Here is an 18,777-nt window from a genome sequence, read left to right as displayed (position 1 = left end):
TGTGTCCTCTTCGCTATCGCCACCAGACGAAAACTTCATATACATATTATATCATCTTTTTTCTTTTTGTCAACAGTTACTTTTCTAAAGAACTTTCACTTGATTAAGTCCTCGACCTATTAGTATTAGTCAGCTGAACACGTTACCGTGCTTACACTCCTAACCTATTCTCCTTGTCGTCTTCAAGGGGTCTTAATATCCGTGGGAAATCTCATCTCGAGGGGGGCTTCATGCTTAGATGCTTTCAGCTCTTATCCCTTCCGTATTTAGCTACCCAGCTATGCCACTGGCGTGACAACTGGTACACCATTGATACGTCCATCCCGGTCCTCTCGTACTAAGGACAGCTCCTCTCAAATTTCCTACGCCCACGACGGATAGGGACCGAACTGTCTCACGACGTTCTGAACCCAGCTCGCGTACCGCTTTAATGGGCGAACAGCCCAACCCTTGGGACCGACTACAGCCCCAGGATGCGATGAGCCGACATCGAGGTGCCAAACCTCCCCGTCGATGTGGACTCTTGGGGGAGATAAGCCTGTTATCCCCAGGGTAGCTTTTATCCGTTGAGCGATGGCCCTTCCATGCGGAACCACCGGATCACTAAGTCCTGCTTTCGCACCTGCTCGACTTGTAGGTCTCACAGTCAAGCTCCCTTGTGCCTTTACACTCTGCAAATGATTTCCAACCATTCTGAGGGAACCTTTGAACGCCTCCGTTACTCTTTGGGAGGCGACCGCCCCAGTCAAACTGCCACCTGACACTGTCTCCCGGTCTTCTACGCCGAGGGTTAGAATTTCAATACAGCAAGGGTAGTATCCCAACAACGCCTCCTCATACACTGGCGTGCATGATTCTCTGGCTCCTACCTATCCTGTACATACTGCATCAAAATTCAATATCAAGCTACAGTAAAGCTCCATGGGGTCTTTCCGTCCTGTCGCGGGTAACCTGCATCTTCACAGGTACTATGATTTCACCGAGTCCATCGTTGAGACAGTGCCCAAATCGTTACGCCTTTCGTGCGGGTCGGAACTTACCCGACAAGGAATTTCGCTACCTTAGGACCGTTATAGTTACGGCCGCCGTTTACTGGGGCTTCAATTCATACCTTCGCTTACGCTAAGCACTCCTCTTAACCTTCCAGCACCGGGCAGGCGTCAGCCCCTATACTTCACCTTACGGTTTTGCAGAGACCTGTGTTTTTGTTAAACAGTCGCTTGGGCCTATTCACTGCGGCCTACTCTCGTAGGCACCCCTTCTCCCGAAGTTACGGGGTCATTTTGCCGAGTTCCTTAACGATGGTTCTCTCGCTCACCTTAGAATTCTCTTCCCAACTACCTGTGTCGGTTTGCGGTACGGGCACCTCTTATCTCGATAGCGGCTTTTCTTGAGAGTTTGGCTTCATTGACTTCGCTACTATATTTCGCTCCCCATCACACTTCAGTCTTACAGCAGCGGATTTGCCTACTACTCAACCTTTGTGCTTAGACGTCCTATTCCATCAGGACGATCAATTAGCCTCCTCTGTCCCCACTTCTCTCAAACGATATTTGGTGGTACAGGAATTTCTACCTGTTGTCCATCGGCTTCACCATTCGGCTTCACCTTAGGTCCCGACTTACCCAGAGCGGACGAGCCTTCCTCTGGAAACCTTAGTCATTCGGTGGATAGGATTCTCACCTATCTTTCGCTACTCACACCGGCATTCTCACTTCTAACCTCTCCACCTCGCCTTACAGCTCGGCTTCTACGATGTTAGAACGCTCTCCTACCATATAACATTAGTTATATCCGCAGCTTCGGTTGTATGTTTAGCCCCGGTACATTTTCGGCGCGATGTCACTCGACCAGTGAGCTATTACGCACTCTTTAAATGGTGGCTGCTTCTAAGCCAACATCCTGGTTGTCTGTGCATCATCACATCCTTTTCCACTTAACATACAATTTGGGACCTTAGCTGGCGGTCTGGGCTGTTTCCCTTTCGACTACGAACCTTATCACCCGCAGTCTGACTCCCGTTGATATTTATCTGGCATTCGGAGTTTGTCTGAATTCGGTAACCCGGGATGGGCCCCTAGTCCAAACAGTGCTCTACCTCCAGTAAACTCACAACGAGGCTAGCCCTAAAGCTATTTCGGAGAGAACCAGCTATTTCCAAGTTCGATTGGAATTTCTCCGCTACCCACAGCTCATCCAAACACTTTTCAACGTGTCCTGGTTCGGTCCTCCATTCAGTGTTACCTAAACTTCAACCTGGCCATGGGTAGATCACTTGGTTTCGGGTCTACTCCATCATACTATTTCGCCCTATTAAGACTCGCTTTCGCTGCGGCTCCATGTCTTCCACTTAACCTCGCATGATAAAGTAACTCGCCGGTTCATTCTACAAAAGGCACGCCATCACCCTCAAGGGGCTCTGACTACTTGTAAGCACACGGTTTCAGGTTCTCTTTCACTCCCCTCCCGGGGTTCTTTTCACCTTTCCCTCACGGTACTGGTTCACTATCGGTCACTAGGTAGTATTTAGCCTTACCAGATGGTCCTGGTAGATTCCGACGGAATTCCTCGTGTTCCGCCGTACTCAGGTGCTCTCTCGCGCCAACTTAGCATTTCGTATACAGGACTTTTTACCTTCTACGGTCTAACTTTCCAGCTAGTTCTACTATACTTTGTCATACACTTTGTTGAGAGTCCTACAACCCCAATATGCAAGCACATTGGTTTGGGCTCTTTCCTTTTCGCTCGCCGCTACTCAGGAAATCGATTTTTCTTTCTCTTCCTACAGGTACTTAGATGTTTCAGTTCCCTGCGTTACCTCGCTTTCGCGTACCGCCCTTTTAAAAGCGGTGGGTTCCCCCATTCGGATATCTACGGCTCTTTGCTTACTTACAGCTCCCCGTAGCATTTCGTCGTTTGTCACGTCCTTCATCGGCTCCTAGTGCCAAGGCATCCTCCGTGCGCCCTTTACTACTTAATCGTGTGTAGCTTTTACGCTTCGTTCTTTTCCTTGAACTCTTTGTGAATAAGTTTTTACAACTTACTTACTTTTTTCTCGGTTTTGTAAATCTGTTTCTTTTACTTTATAGAAAATTATTTTTGATCTAATATATATATTCAGTTTTCATTGTTCAAAAATGGTGGAGCCTAGCGGGATCGAACCGCTGACCTCCTGCGTGCAAAGCAGGCGCTCTCCCAGCTGAGCTAAGGCCCCATATGAAATTGTATTTAATTAAGAATAAATGGTGGGCCTAAATGGACTTGAACCATCGACCTCACGCTTATCAGGCGTGCGCTCTAACCAGCTGAGCTATAGGCCCCTATTAAATTTTATTCTTATTTGAATGTTTTGAACACTCAAAACTAAACGAATTATCAACGTATTCCTTATCCTTAGAAAGGAGGTGATCCAGCCGCACCTTCCGATACGGCTACCTTGTTACGACTTCACCCCAATCATCTGTCCCACCGTGACCGGCTCCCTCCTAAAAGGTTAGGCCACCGTCTTCGGGTGTTACAAACTCTCGTGGTGTGACGGGCGGTGTGTACAAGACCCGGGAACGTATTCACCGCGACATTCTGATTCGCGATTACTAGCGATTCCAGCTTCATGTAGTCGAGTTGCAGACTACAATCCGAACTGAGAATAGTTTTGTGAGGTTTGCTTACTCTCGCGAGCTCGCTTCTCTTTGTTCCTATCCATTGTAGCACGTGTGTAGCCCAAGTCATAAGGGGCATGATGATTTGACGTCATCCCCACCTTCCTCCAGTTTATCACTGGCAGTCTATCTAGAGTCCCCATCTTACTGCTGGCAACTAGATATAAGGGTTGCGCTCGTTGCGGGACTTAACCCAACATCTCACGACACGAGCTGACGACAACCATGCACCACCTGTATCTGTGTCTAACCAAAGGTCAGAACAACACAATCTCTTGTGTCCTCACAGTATGTCAAGACTTGGTAAGGTTCTTCGCGTTGCTTCGAATTAAACCACATGCTCCACCGCTTGTGCGGGTCCCCGTCAATTCCTTTGAGTTTCAACCTTGCGGTCGTACTCCCCAGGCGGAGTGCTTAATGCGTTAGCTGCAGCACTGATCTCTTATGAGACCAACACTTAGCACTCATCGTTTACGGCGTGGACTACCAGGGTATCTAATCCTGTTTGCTCCCCACGCTTTCGCGCCTCAGTGTCAGTTACAGGCCAAAAAGCCGCCTTCGCCACTGGTGTTCCTCCTAATCTCTACGCATTTCACCGCTACACTAGGAATTCCACTTTTCTCTCCTGCACTCAAGTTTAACAGTTTCCAATGACCCTCCACGGTTGAGCCGTGGGCTTTCACATCAGACTTATTAAACCACCTGCGCGCGCTTTACGCCCAATAATTCCGGACAACGCTTGCCACCTACGTATTACCGCGGCTGCTGGCACGTAGTTAGCCGTGGCTTTCTGGTTAGGTACCGTCTCTACTGTGTATAGTTACTACACAATCATTCTTCCCTAACAACAGAGCTTTACGAACCGAAATCCTTCTTCACTCACGCGGCGTTGCTCCGTCAGGCTTTCGCCCATTGCGGAAGATTCCCTACTGCTGCCTCCCGTAGGAGTCTGGGCCGTGTCTCAGTCCCAGTGTGGCCGATCACCCTCTCAGGTCGGCTATGCATCGTCGCCTTGGTAGGCCTTTACCCCACCAACTAGCTAATGCACCGCAAAGCCATCTCATAGTGTTAGCAAAACCAACTTTTAAACATCAACCATGCAGTTAATGCTGTTATCCGGTATTAGCTATCGTTTCCAATAGTTGTCCCAGTCTATGAGGCAGGTTCTTTACGTGTTACTCACCCGTTCGCCGCTAAGTTTTTCCGGTGCAAGCACCAGAAAAACTTCGCTCGACTTGCATGTATTAGGCACGCCGCCAGCGTTCGTCCTGAGCCAGGATCAAACTCTCCAAATAAATTTGTTAGCTTGATTAGCTCATTAAAAGTTTTATAGTTTCTTTTTAAAACTGTCCTTTTTTGGAATTAACGTCGACTTAATTCGTTTAGTTTTCAATGTTCAAAATAATGGAGCGGGTGATGAGAATCGAACTCACAACATCAGTTTGGAAGACTGAGGTTTTACCACTAAACTACACCCGCATTATTAAATTTTTAATCTTTCGTGTTTCTTCAACACTTAAATTATTTTATCATTTTTTTAAATCTTTGTCAATAACTTTTTTTTATTTTTTTAAAAAGTTATTTCGAAGTTTCACTTCGTCTTTAAGACTTTATTATTTTAACATTATCAATTTCTTTTGTCAAGAGTTTTTTCAAAAAAACTTAACATTAGTTTTTGATTAATATTTAATTGTTCGTCTTCTCTATCAGAAGACTTTTATTATTCTATCATCACTTATACTTTATGTCAATAAGAAAATGAAAAAAAAGTTTAGAAAATTTCATTTTTTCTATTTCTAAACTTTTTCTTCTATAAAATATAGTTTTTTTATTTTTATTTTGTCGTTTGTCTGTGAACTATTCTATAAGGTAAATTCATCTCTTTTTCTTGAGCTTTCAGTTCTGCTAACTCTTCTTCATCAATTTCTTCACCTTTACGTTTTGCTTTTTCTATATCGATAATCTTAGTTAAGACACGCATAGAAACTGCACCTATATCAAAAATTGGTTGGAATATAGATGAAATTTTTGGTCTTGTCATATTTATTAGTTTTGTATTTTCTAATGAAAGGATTTGTAAATCTCCTGGGATACTCATTCCAAGATCTAGTGCTTGTTGCATAGTTGCTAACGCTACTTCATCAAACATTGTAATTACAACTTCTGCTTCAATATTACTTACAGCTTTGTATAGTTTATTACTTTCTTTATATGTTCTGTATCCATCAATTATATTTTGAGGTTTAAATTCAACTTTTTCTGATGCTAAGGCATCTTTGTATCCTTTGATTAATCTTTGAGTCTTTTGACTTTCATATTTATCTATTACTAATGAAATATTTTTAGTACCTTTTGATAAAAATTCTTTAGTAACATCATATGCTGCTTTTTCATAATCAATGTTTACTGAATAAAACTCAGAATCTGTTCCTAAATTCCCAGCTAATACTACTGGTATTTGAATATCTTGTAAATAATTTTTTGAACTATCTGATAATGAATGCCCTAGATAGATGATTCCGTCCACTTGTTTACTTACGAATGAAGCAAAAATATTTTTTTCGATTTCTTGATCGTCACATGAATTTGCTAAAATGATATTGTATTTGTACATATTAGCTACTGATTCAATACCACTTACTATTTCTGCAGAAGATAAGTCTGCTATATCTGGTAATACTATACCGATTGTTGTTGTTTTCTTACTAGCAAGTCCTCTGGCAACAGCGTTAGGTGTATATCTTAATTTCTTAATAACCTCTTGGACACGTAGTCTTGTATCTTCTTTTACATTAGGATTATTATTAACAACCCTAGATACTGTTGCCATCGATACTTTTGCTTCTTTTGCTACGTCATATATCGTTATTGTCATAGTCTATCTCCTCTACTTTTTTATTGCTTTTTTTGCTTTGATAACTTTTAAAACCTTTTCATCCTTTTATATTGTAACAAATTTTTTAATATAAGTCTAGTACTTGAAAACAAAATTATTCATATTTTTTTATTTTCAAAAAACGTTTACTTATCTATAAATATCGTATTCCCTTTACTTAAGTTCTACAAAAAAAAGAAGAATTAAATTCTTCTTTAAATTAAAGATTTGAATCTAATTCTTCTATAATTTTTTAATTGAATTAAGCTTCTAAAGCTGCGTATGCATTGTCTAAAGTTTCTTTTAATACTTTAGCAGAGTGTAACATTTTAGCTTTTTCTTCTTCGTTTAATTCTAATTCAACAACTTCACGAACACCTTCGCGTCCAACGATAGCTGGAGTTCCGATATATAATCCGTCGATTCCGTAGTGTCCATCACAGTATCCACTTACTGCAAGCTCAACGTTTTCGTCACGTAAGATAGCTTTAACAATTGTGAATAAAGCAAGACCGATTGCGTAGTAAGTAGCGCGTTTACGGTTAATTACTTCGTAAGCAGCACGCATAACTTTTTCTTCTACATCAGCGAAGTCTTCTTTAGTGAATTTAGAAGTTTCTAAGAATCTGTCGAATTGTTTTCCGTAAACATTTACGTTACTCCATGCAGCAAGTTGAGTGTCTCCATGTTCCCCAATGATATATCCACGAACACTGCTTGGTGCTAGGTTTAATCTTTCTCCTAAGATGTAACGGAATCTTGAAGAGTCAAGAGTAGTTCCTGATCCAACGATTTTGTTTCTTGGGAATCCAGTGAATTTTTGTAAAGCGTTAGTTAATACGTCTACTGGGTTAGATGCGATAACGATAACTCCATCGAATCCTGAAGCTACGATTTGCTCAGACATATCTTTAACAACTTTCATGTTTTTGTCAACTAGGTCAAGACGAGTTTCACCTGGTTTTTGTGGAAGACCTCCAGCGATTACGATTACGTCTGCATCAGCACATTGTTCGTATCCACCTGAAGTTACTTTAATAGGTGGTACTAAAGCTCCACCGTGGTTAAGGTCCATTGCTTCACCTTCAGCTTTTTCAGCGAAGAAGTCGATTAATCCTAGTTCTTCACAAAGTCCGCTTGAATATAATTGATAAGCAAAGCTCATCCCTACCATTCCTGCTCCTATTAAAACAACTTTTCTATTTTTCGCTTTCATAAGAAAACCTCCATATATTATATATAATTTTAGATATTTTAAAGTAATTATTTTTACTATTTTATATTTATGAGACAAAATACTATAATATTTAAATTAAAGTATAAATATCTCATTTCATCTAGAATTATATCACATTATTGTAAAAAAAGAAAGTGTTTTTATCCCTTTTAATTATACTATCTTGTTAGTAATCTAAACAAATTTTCATATATTTTTTACAATTTATTATGTATTATTTCAATATTAGTTAAAACGTTTTCTTTCTTTATTCTTAATTTTTGCTTATACTTATATTATAAGATAATATTTCAATTTTATTCAAAATACCTTAATTTTTTATTAAAATTCTTATTCTTGTACTATTATTTTTCTAGAAACTGTATTTACAATAGATTAATATATTATATAGTCTCTCAATTACTTCTTTTTACTGTATTATTCATATACTTATTTTTGTTTCTATAAACTTTTTTACGAAAACTTTATACTATAAAAAAGGAGTAACTAACCTTTACTATTTTCACAGAAATAGATAGTTAGTTACTCTTATTTATTATTTTTCTATTATATTTCCTTTAGAACTACAGTGAATTAGTGTCACCAGTAATACTACTGATGTCGCTATTAATACATATAGTGCTTTATTCCAATCAGAGATATCTCTGATATATCCTAATAATGGTGGGAATATTGCCGCTAATAAGTATCCCCCTGATTGTGCTAAACCTGAGATATCAGCCGCTTCACTTTCATTTCTTGATTTAGCTGAGAATAAATACATAACATATGAAAATGATCCTCCCCCAGCTAACGCAAAGATAATTATAAATGTTAGCATTAATACGAAGTTCCCACTTGTCGAAAGCATTCCAACAAGTGACACGATATATCCAATAGTAATTACTGTAGGAATAATTAATTTATTATGTAATTTATCAGCTAAAATCGGTACTATAAAAGTAGATGGAAATTGAGCGAATTGACTAATTGATAATAATAGTCCTGCTGTTTCAGGTGAGAAATCTTTACTAATCATAATTTCAGCAAACCATGAAACACTACAATAGAATAATGCAGATTGTAATCCCATACTTAACATAATCGTCCACATTTTAGAATGTTTAAAGTATCCATGAACTTTTTCATGAGTATCTTTAACATCACTTACTACATTATTTTTCGACATAGCTGCGTAGATAAATATATTGATAATTGCAATAATAATCCAAATATTAACCGCAAGTCCTGTTGAGAATTTCTCTCCACCTATATTGGTATTTAACAATGGATAACTAATCCCCGCAGCAACCGCAGCCCCTACATTCATAACAACTGCATAGAAACCAGTCATAACCCCTAGTTTTTCTGGGTAATATTTCTTAACTAATCCTGGTAATAATACATTACCTACTGTTATTCCTACTCCTATGATAAATGTCGTAAGGAAGAATACATAAGTATTAATATAGAATCTAAGCCCTAAACCTACAGAAATAATTACCGCAGCTAATAATATAGTTTTTTCTAAACCTACTTTATTTGATAATTTTGCTACCATCGGACTGAATATCGCAAATGCAATTAATGGTATTGTTGTGATAAATCCAGCAACTGTATTGTTGATATCTAGTATAGATTTTAATGGTCCTACGATTGCACCTACTGCTGTAATAGGTGTTCTAAGAATAAGTCCTAAAAAGACAACACCTAATAAAATTAATATGCTAGTTTTTTTCTTTGTCATTGTTCCTCCTAATTTAACCTTGAAAAGGGAGTAACTTAAAAATACTGATTTTATATAAATCATATTTACAAAGTCACCCCCGTATAGTTAATAGATATTCTAAATAATATTACTATTTTATATAGTATATCTATAAACCATTACGTTTTTTAATTAAATAATTGATTTACGGATCTTTTTATTTCAATCCGCTTCCCCTATTTATTATTAGTAAGTTCTAACTGGTAAAATTAATTCAATAATTTCTCTGTGATAATCACTTGGTTGAATAATAAACGCTGTTAGCTCACCTGAGAACTTAACGATAATTTCTTCCGCAGCAACCGCAGCAACCGCGTCTTTTAGATATTTCCCAGATACAGAAATTTCGAATTTTTCATCTTCTAATGTAGAAGAAACTTTTAATTCCTCTACTGCACTACCTAACTCTTTAGATTGAGAAGAAACTTCTAATAGATTATCAGTTACTACTAATTTAATAATATCGTCTTTATCTTCTCTACTCATTAATGCAACCCTATCAACTGCACTAAAGAATTCTCTACTGTTCGCTACGAATGTACATTCAAAAACAGTAGGAATAAGTTTATTAGTATTTGGATAGTTTCCGCTAATTAATAATACTGTATAAACTACATTTTGGTAGTAAAGAACTATTCTATTGTTTTCATAGAAGATTTCTACTTGATCTTTTCCATTTTCTATCATTCTTTGGAAATAAGTTAGAGCTTTTCTAGGAATAATTAAGTTAAACTCTTTGTTGCTATCTTCATCATTTAGTGTAACTTGTCTTCTACTTAGACGATATGAGTCAGTTGCTGTCGCTGTTAAGATTTTGTTACTTAATGAGAAGTTAACTCCCTCAAGAATAGGTCTTTGATCATTTGGTGCAGTACAAAATACTGTTTCTTTAATAATATCATTAAAAACATTAGCTTCTAATTTAAGACTGTTTTCTTTAGAGATAACTGGGAATTCTGGATAATCATTTGCATCATATCCTTTTACGTTAAATTCACTTTTACCTGATTTAACTAAAATATTGTTACCAACTGTTTCAATCTCTATTAAATCTGTTGGGGCTTTTCTAATTATTTCTATAAAATTTCGAGAAGGTAATACTACTTGTCCTTCTTCTTCTATAGTAATAACTTCTTTATCATCTTCGAAACTATCTACAGAATATTCTACAGATACTAAAGAATCACTTGCTTTTAATATAAGTTTATCTTTTTCTAATTCTATTTTAATTCCTTTTAGAATTTCAAAAAGAGAATTAGGTGCAATTACTCTTGATACGTGATTTAAACCATCAAGAAAATTTGATTTAGTTATAGTAAATTTCATGTTTTCTCCTTATATATAATATATATTTAATAAAATAATAATAATAAGGCCTGTAAATACTGTGGAAAACTAAAGAATACGCAAAAATAATGAATTTTTCCTTGTTAATAACTTGTGAAAAAACATATTAATATCTTTAGTAGATTTTAACAGCCTCTTATATTTTTCCTAAACGTTCTTTTATTACTTCTATATCTTCAAAAATCTCAGGATTTTCATCTTTGCTTAGTTTTGCTATTTTATTGAATGAATAAAGAATAGAAGTATGATCTTTATTAAAACAATCACCTATAGAAGGGAATGATAATGTAGTAAGTTCCCTACATAAGTAGATAGCTATATTTCTAACCTGTACGACTTCTTTTTTACGAGAAGATGAAAGAATATCATCAACCTTGATTTTATAGAAGTCTGCACAAACATTAATAATGTTGTCAGGTGAGATATTTTTTCTAGGTGAAGTTTTCGCGCTTTTTAGTATTTCCTCGGCAATACTAAGTGAAGGTTGTTCATGTTTAGAAGTTGCTGTGAACTTAATACGTTTAAGAACACCTTCAAGCTCTCTTATATTAGATGATACATTACTAGAAATATAAGTAAGTGTCTCTTCATCTAGTTTAATATCGAACTGTTCACATTTGAATTTAATAATTGCCATACGTGTTTCGAAGTCAGGTGGTGTAATGTCCGCAGTAATCCCCTGACTGAATCTAGTAACTAATCTATCTTCCAAATCATTAAGTTGAGATGGAGAGCGATCACTTATAAGAACGATTTGTTTCTGATTCATTTGTAGCTCGTTAAATGTATGGAAGAATGCATTTTGTGTTTCAGTTTTACCTGATAAGAATTGAATATCATCGATTAAAAGAGCATCAACGTCGCGGTATTTTCTTCTAAAGTCTTCATCCGCATTAGTATAGTTGTTTTTATCTTTCATCGGTTTAATAGAAGCAAGAAATTCATTTAAAAACTTCTCAGATGAAATACATTCAATTTTAAAATCAGGAAAATTAGCTTCCATTTCATTACCAATAGCATGAAGTAAGTGCGTTTTTCCTAGTCCAACACCTCCGTAGATAAATAGAGGATTATAGATACCACCAGGAGAAACTGCAACGTTCCATGCTATATTATGTGTAAAAGCATTACCTTCTCCTACTACGAAATTTTCAAAAGTGTAGTTTTTATTAAGCGTAGGATTCTTTTTACTCGCTGTAATATTTTTATTAGGGACAGGATGTTTATAATCTTCTAGAGGAAAAGTTTGTTTTTGATAAAAATGTTGAGCTCCAGAAGGTTTATCACCTTGAAGAAAGTTCTGTCTAATTAGATTTTCAGCTGCTGGCTTTTCATCAAACACCTGAGGTGTAATTAGAGGAATATCAGTATCAAGGGAAGTATAGTCTATATTAAAATCAAATCCAGTATTTTTCTTTAGTATTTCTTTTAATTTTTGATCATAAGCACCTTGAATAAATTGAGAAATAAGAGCTTCTTTACTAGTAATAACTATTGATTTTTTCATAAAATCGACGTTATCTATAGAAGCACCAGAAAACCAAGTATCAAATACATGAGGATCAACGGTACTTTTTAGTTCACGAAGAATAATTTCCCATAAGAAATTAGAATTACTCAATGAAATACCTCCTTAAAAAAATATATAATTAATTATAGCATAGATTGTTAATAAAATAAAACATTAGTTATCCACAAGTTGTTAACAGAAGTTATTAACTATGTTAAAAAAAGATTAAGAAAAAGTTGTGAATATGTTAAAAAGAAAAGAAATAAAATAAATAATAAAGATGATTCAAAAGGTTATTAACAACCTTTAAGACTGATATAAACATACTTAAAGAGTTTTTCACACACAATTAACACCTGTGAATAACTTTTAAATGTGAAATTGTGAATAACTTTATAAATCTGTTAAAAACTTAAGAAAAAAGAAAATGTTTTCTAGATGTTAATAAAGTTATTAACAAAGATATGTGGATAACTTATAATAAACTGTGGAAAAGTCTTTTAAAGAGATACTTAAATATTTTCTTATACTGAAAAACAAAAATTAACAGATTATTAACAATATTATCTATTAGTACATGGACTATTATTTTTATATATTAATGAAAGAAATAAGAATTTTAATCATAATTAGTGATAATATTTAGTTATATTTTGTAGTATATTTTCACCTGCCTAGATTTTTTTTAGAAAAAATTAGGTTTTTACTTGATAAATTATTTTAGATATGTTAAACTAATTCAGTTATTACATCTATCTAAGTAAAGAAAAGAAAACTCGAGGAGGACAAAATGAAACGTACGTATCAACCAAATAAAAGAAAACATTCAAAAGTACACGGATTTAGAGCTAGAATGAGCACTAAAAACGGAAGAAATGTATTAGCAAGACGTAGAGCTAAAGGAAGAAAAGTTCTTTCAGCTTAATGTTTGCACAGAGGGTATCACGAAAGTGGTACTCTTTTTTTATTAACTGGTCCTAAAAAATAAGAAAGATAGTTGTAAAAAGTTAAATAAACTGTTAAAATTATTAGTGTTAAGAAAGGTTTTAAAATGAAAAAAGAATATAGAGTAAAAAGAAGTCAAGATTTTGATAATATTATTAGAAAAAAACAATCTTTTGCGAATAGACAGTTTGTTATTTATTATCAAAAAAATAATTTAGACCATATGCGTTTAGGTATTTCTGTTAGTAAAAAATTAGGAAAAGCCTTTGAACGTAATAAAATAAAAAGATACATACGAGAAACTTTTAAAACAAGAAAAGAACTTGTTAAAAACTATGATATTATAGTGATAGCAAGACCTGGTGCTAAAGATATGCCATTCTTAGAGTTCGGTAGCAGCATCGATCATGTTTTAAAAAGATCAAAACTTATGAAAGCGAAGAGGAGTTAAGAATGGAAAAAGAATATTATTATGTTGGAGTTACTGTAGATGAGGCTATAAAAAAAGGATTAAAAGACCTAGCTTTAACAGAAGATGCAGTAAAAATTGAAGTAATCGAAGGTGGGAGCGCAGGTATTTTCGGTTTATTTAAAAAAGAAGCAAAAGTGAAATTAGTTCCATTAGATGAAGATTATAATAAAGAAGATGCTGTTGAATTAGCTAAAGCAACTGAAGAAGTGGTTGAAGTTGAGAAAGTAGCAGAAAAAGAGCAAGAAGTTGAAGTTAAAACAACAGAACAAGAAGAAGTTGTTGTAGAAAAAGTGGTTGAACAAGATGTTCATAATGAAGAAACAAAATCAGAAGAAGAAGAACCTGTTGTAGAAGCTGAACAAAATGAAGAACAGGTTAAAAAAGCTAAAAGAGAAGATTACATCGTAAAAAATCAAGAGCGTATTGTAAATTATCTACAAAATATTGTTGTTGCGATGGGATATCCTGATGTGACTGTAGATTTTAGAGAAGATGGTAATCGTCACTTTACTTTAAATATTAAAACAGAAGAAAATACTAGTTTAATAATTGGTAAACGCGGAATCACTTTAAACAGTTTACAATTTTTAGTTAATAACTATGCTAAAAAATTCAGCTCACACTACTTCAGAATAGAAGTTGATTGTGATGATTATAGAGAAAATCGTAAGAAAACATTAGAAGAATTAGCGTTAAACTTAGCTAAAAAATCTAAAAAAATTGGAAAACCTGTAGAATTAGAACCAATGACAAGCATTGAAAGAAAAATTATTCACAATGCCTTAACAGGAATTAAAAATGTTGAAACAGAATCACGTGGTGAAGAGCCACACAGATATTTAGTTATTACAGCTAAATAGGAGGTCTAATGAAGTCAGTATTAATAGTTGATGATAGTTCATATTACAGAAGTCGCGGAGCAGAAATTGCTAGTCGTGCAGGATATAAGTGTCATTTTGCAGAAAATGGCGAACAAGCTGTGAGAATGTATAGAAGGTTAAAACCAGATTTCGTAACGATGGATATTTGTATGCCGATAATGGATGGTTTAGAGGCGACGAAGGAAATTTGTACGAAGTTTCCTGATGCAAAAGTGCTTATCTGCAGTAGCGTTGGAGAAGTACCAGTATATAAAAGACAGGCATTTGCTAATGGCGCTTGTGGTGTACTGCCAAAAGAGTATGATTTAGATGATTTAGAATTTGCGATTTCAGAAATAGAACTTATGAAATAGAAGGAGTGACTCAAAAATCGTGATTTCGGAGAAATCGATTTTGTCGAGTCCCCCTTGCACAGTTTATTAGATATCTAAAAAGCTTTTAAAAAGCGAATTTAGATATCAATAAACCACTGCGTCTATGAGTTCTCATATACACTTTGTTAAAATTTAGGTCTTTTGGGGGCAGTCCCCTTTTTAATAAAATAACAAAAAATAAGTAGTTCGGAGCTTAATCCAGCTACTTATTTTTTTTTGATCTACCCTAGCCTATTATAAAAAAGTATACAAAATGTAGCTTGGTCGTATATAGAGAAAAATTTAAAAGAATAGTGTATAATAAATAAGATATGAATTTTTAATTAATATAAAGATTAGAAGGAGTTTGAATAATGAGTGAAACAATTTGCGCTATATCGACTGCTCTTGGAGAAGGAGCTATAGGTATTGTTAGACTTAGTGGTGACGAAGCATTTAGTATTGCTGAAAAAATAGTAAGACTACCAAAAGGTAAAACAGTAGAGAGTCTAGCTAGTCACACTATAAATTATGGAAATGTAGTTGATCCAGCTACAAATGAAAAGATCGAAGAAATTATGCTTGTAAAAATGGTAGGTCCACGTACTTATACTACTGAAGATGTTATAGAAATTAACTGTCATGGTGGTATTATAACGATTCAAAAAGTACTTGCACTTTGTCTAGAACATGGAGCAAGAATGGCTGAACCGGGAGAATTTACGAAACGTGCCTTTTTAAATGGACGTATAGATTTAACACAAGCAGAGGCTGTAATCGACTTTATTAAGAGTAAAACAGATGAAGCTAGTCAAATAGCCAACAACCAAATGCAAGGACGCTTATCGACGCTTATTAAACGTCTACGTGCTGAAATTTTAGATATCTTAACAGTTGTTGAGGTAAATATCGATTATCCTGAATATGATGACCTAGAAATAGAAACGACAAAAACTATTCTTGAAAAATCAACAAGTATCAGAAATAGTTTAGAGAGTTTACTAGAAACATCAAAACAAGGGAAAATTATTAAAGAAGGTATAAATACAGCTATTATCGGAAGACCTAACGTTGGTAAAAGCTCACTGTTAAATAATCTACTACAAGAAAATAAAGCTATTGTAACTGATATTGCAGGAACAACTCGTGACGTTCTAGAAGAGTATGTGAACATTAAAGGAGTACCGATTAAATTAATAGATACGGCTGGTATTCGTGAAACAGATGATATCGTGGAACAAATCGGTGTTAAACGTAGTAAAGAAGCTTTAGAAAAAGCCGATTTAGTATTGTTCTTATTAAACAGTAGTGAAGAATTAACTGAAGACGATAAAGAATTATTAAAGCTAACCGAAGGAAAAACAACGATAGTAATATTAAATAAACTAGATTTAGAGACGAAAATTGATATTGCTGAAGTTGAAAAATTAGCGTACAACCACCCTATTATAAAAACATCTATGACAACATATAAAGGGATAGATGAATTAGAGAAAAACATCAGAGACTTATTCTTTGGTGGAGCTGCTCGTCCAAAAGATGCGACGTACTTATCAAACACACGTCAAATTAATCTTATTCAACGTGCTTTAACAAGCTTAAATGATGCTATCGGAGCAGCAGAGATGGGTCTTGAAGTGGATATGGTACTTATAGACTATACGAATACATTCAATCTATTAGGAGAAGTTATCGGAGAAAACTCTGGTGATGAACTGATAAATGAATTATTCAGTAGATTCTGTCTAGGAAAATAAGTAGTATTATATAAAATACAAAAGAAAAAGATGAATGAACATGTTTTGTGTGAGATATAAAAGTAAAGCTGAAAGAAACTGTTTCACACGAAACAAGAGCTACAAGATAATAAAGATGTTTCACATGAAACAAAAAGGAGAACGAAATGAAATGTATAAGTTTTAATGTCAATGGTCTAAGAGCAATAGTTGGTAAAAATTTTGAAGAAGATTTTAAACAACTAGATGCTGATTTCTTCTGTTTACAAGAGACAAAAATGCAAGCAGGACAATTAGATTTACAATTCGATGGGTATTATAGCTATTTTAACTATGCTGAGCGTAAGGGATACTCAGGAACAGCCATATATACTAAACATGAGCCGTTAAATGTAACGTATGGAATAGGAATTGAAGAACATGATACTGAGGGGCGTGTAATTACACTAGAATATGATAAATTCTTCTTTATTACAGTGTATACACCAAATTCAGGAAGTGAGCTTAAGAGATTAGAGTATCGTATGAGTTGGGAAGAAGATTTTAAAAACTATTTGTTAGCATTAAATAAAACAAAAGGTGTCGTTGTTTGTGGAGATTTAAATGTTGCACACACAGAAATAGATTTGAAAAATCCGAAATCAAATATGAAAAATGCAGGATTCACACCAGAAGAAAGAGAAAAATTCACGAAGTTATTAGATGCTGGATTTATAGATACGTTTAGATATTATAATCCAGACTTAACAGGTGCCTACTCTTGGTGGAGTTATCGTTTTAACGCACGTAAAAATAATGCAGGATGGAGAATTGATTACTTCTTAGTAAGTCGTGATTTAGAAGAGTACTTAGAAAGTGCTGCTATTCACAATGAAATATTTGGTAGTGATCATTGTCCTGTAGAGCTTGTATTAAAAGACAATTTGTTGTAAAATATAATATGCGTTGTGGATAAACCATGACGTATATTTTTATCTTTAGCATGACTGACAAAAGTAATATCTTATTTAAAATCATGCATAATGATTAAAAATACTTATTAAAAAATAAAATTAGCGGGGGTGACTTAATAAAAATAAATTTCTATGAGATTATGGGTTTAAGTTATTCCTGTATTAATTTTAAGAAAAGAGGTAATTTATGGGACCAAAATTTTATATAGAAGATGTAAATGAATGGGACACAAAATATTCTATCGATTACATTAAATTCGATGAGTTTGGAGTGATTGATGTTGTAAGAGTAACAGAAGAGAAAGATTATCTAGTTCACGGGAATATTAAGTTACCAATCTTTGATTCGGAAAATGAGTATATAGATTACTTGGAAAAAGAAGATATAATAGATCCATACTTGGCAGGTATTCTTCGCAAATTAATAGGATACAAGCCTGAAAGAATGATAATAGACGAAGTTTCACTAAATAATGTACTATTTATAGGTGATCCTAGGGGTGCAGAAAGAGCAACAGGTTTTAAAGATGCATTTGAACTTATGATGGAAGCTACGATGAGATGGGAATTCTCAGCTTTAGAGGCACTTAGAAGAACGATGCAGGTTATAAGAATATTAATGCGGGACAAAGAGCATAAATTAAGTGATGGGCCTATTAGAATAAAAAAGGCGAGCTAATGCTAAGAAAAACAAAATTAGAAAAATAATAGCAAGTAATGAAGAGAATAGCAGAGGGTCGTGTTTTTTAAAGAATAAGCTATAAAAATGAGTGGGAACATGGAAAAACTAGTAAAGTGACGACTAGTAATGATATAAATGAAGGTATTTCTTATGTCTTAGAAAAACTGGGAGAAACAGTAGAGACAATGACACTCACTACTTTTTATGAAGATTATGAGAAATACCCTACTTTTTTGCTGAAAATATCAATTATTTAGTTATTCATCATTTAGCTATGATAAAATATCTTCGAAATCAGTGGATTGTACATGAAATTTTACAATCTATTTAGCTCTTTGCTAAAATTAAAAACATAGAATTTTCATAAATGAATACTCATT

12 protein-coding genes, 3 tRNA genes and 2 rRNA genes are annotated in these 18,777 nt (G+C 34.7%); 7 read left to right on the top strand and 10 right to left on the bottom strand.

Annotation, left to right across the window (positions count from 1 at the left end; genetic code table 11):
* Positions 1–99 precede the first annotated feature (99 nt).
* The 10 genes from GEMHA0001_RS03740 to dnaA form a co-directional block, all read right to left on the bottom strand.
* Positions 100–2,980: ribosomal RNA gene (locus GEMHA0001_RS03740) — 23S ribosomal RNA — on the bottom strand.
* A 158-nt stretch (positions 2,981–3,138) separates the two neighbouring features.
* Positions 3,139–3,214 (bottom strand) — tRNA-Ala (locus GEMHA0001_RS03735).
* 29 nt (positions 3,215–3,243) lie between these two features.
* Positions 3,244–3,320: transfer RNA gene (locus tag GEMHA0001_RS03730), tRNA-Ile, on the bottom strand.
* Between the two features lie 77 nt (positions 3,321–3,397).
* Positions 3,398–4,954 (bottom strand): 16S ribosomal RNA (locus GEMHA0001_RS03725).
* The 16S and 23S rRNA genes sit together here with 3 tRNA genes alongside, the layout of an rRNA operon.
* A gap of 110 nt (positions 4,955–5,064) precedes the next feature.
* Positions 5,065–5,138 (bottom strand) — tRNA-Gly (locus GEMHA0001_RS03720).
* Positions 5,139–5,493: 355 nt separating this feature from the next.
* On the bottom strand, positions 5,494–6,534 hold the full coding sequence (locus GEMHA0001_RS03715; RefSeq protein ID WP_003144126.1) for a LacI family DNA-binding transcriptional regulator: 1,041 nt from the start codon (positions 6,532–6,534) through the stop codon (positions 5,494–5,496).
* A 262-nt stretch (positions 6,535–6,796) separates the two neighbouring features.
* Entirely contained in the window at positions 6,797–7,750 is a 954-nt protein-coding gene (locus GEMHA0001_RS03710; protein ID WP_003144253.1) for an L-lactate dehydrogenase, read from the bottom strand.
* Between the two features lie 556 nt (positions 7,751–8,306).
* A complete protein-coding gene (locus GEMHA0001_RS03705; protein WP_003144393.1) occupies positions 8,307–9,497 on the bottom strand; it encodes an MFS transporter in 1,191 nt (396 codons plus the stop codon).
* Positions 9,498–9,704: 207 nt separating this feature from the next.
* On the bottom strand, positions 9,705–10,844 hold the full coding sequence (dnaN, locus tag GEMHA0001_RS03700) for a DNA polymerase III subunit beta (RefSeq protein ID WP_003144177.1): 1,140 nt from the start codon (positions 10,842–10,844) through the stop codon (positions 9,705–9,707).
* Positions 10,845–11,001: 157 nt separating this feature from the next.
* Entirely contained in the window at positions 11,002–12,486 is a 1,485-nt protein-coding gene (gene dnaA, locus GEMHA0001_RS03695; protein WP_003144416.1) for a chromosomal replication initiator protein DnaA, read from the bottom strand.
* Between the two features lie 679 nt (positions 12,487–13,165).
* Between dnaA and rpmH the strand changes: the two genes are divergently transcribed.
* From rpmH to GEMHA0001_RS03660, 7 genes are all read left to right on the top strand, one after another.
* Positions 13,166–13,300 (top strand): 50S ribosomal protein L34, encoded by a 135-nt coding sequence (gene rpmH, locus GEMHA0001_RS03690; RefSeq protein WP_003144116.1) that lies wholly within the window; start codon positions 13,166–13,168, stop codon positions 13,298–13,300.
* A 126-nt stretch (positions 13,301–13,426) separates the two neighbouring features.
* Complete coding sequence (gene rnpA, locus GEMHA0001_RS03685; RefSeq protein ID WP_003144300.1) at positions 13,427–13,771, top strand: ribonuclease P protein component; 345 nt, start codon at positions 13,427–13,429, stop codon at positions 13,769–13,771.
* 2 nt (positions 13,772–13,773) lie between these two features.
* Positions 13,774–14,652 carry an RNA-binding cell elongation regulator Jag/EloR gene (gene jag, locus GEMHA0001_RS03680; RefSeq protein WP_003144263.1) on the top strand — a complete coding sequence of 293 codons (879 nt, stop codon included), beginning with the start codon at positions 13,774–13,776 and terminating at the stop codon, positions 14,650–14,652.
* Between the two features lie 8 nt (positions 14,653–14,660).
* A complete protein-coding gene (locus tag GEMHA0001_RS03675; protein WP_003144242.1) occupies positions 14,661–15,026 on the top strand; it encodes a response regulator in 366 nt (121 codons plus the stop codon).
* Positions 15,027–15,400: 374 nt separating this feature from the next.
* Positions 15,401–16,783, top strand: a complete 1,383-nt coding sequence (gene mnmE, locus GEMHA0001_RS03670) for a tRNA uridine-5-carboxymethylaminomethyl(34) synthesis GTPase MnmE (protein ID WP_003144330.1) — start codon at positions 15,401–15,403, stop codon at positions 16,781–16,783.
* A gap of 146 nt (positions 16,784–16,929) precedes the next feature.
* Entirely contained in the window at positions 16,930–17,694 is a 765-nt protein-coding gene (locus GEMHA0001_RS03665; protein WP_003144155.1) for an exodeoxyribonuclease III, read from the top strand.
* Between the two features lie 208 nt (positions 17,695–17,902).
* Positions 17,903–18,394 carry a hypothetical protein gene (locus GEMHA0001_RS03660; protein ID WP_003144206.1) on the top strand — a complete coding sequence of 164 codons (492 nt, stop codon included), beginning with the start codon at positions 17,903–17,905 and terminating at the stop codon, positions 18,392–18,394.
* The last annotated feature ends 383 nt before the right edge of the window (positions 18,395–18,777 follow it).

Source organism: Gemella haemolysans ATCC 10379 (assembly GCF_000173915.1).
Classification (GTDB): Bacteria; Bacillota; Bacilli; order Staphylococcales; family Gemellaceae; genus Gemella; species Gemella haemolysans.
This window is presented reverse-complemented; position numbering and strand designations above follow the sequence as displayed.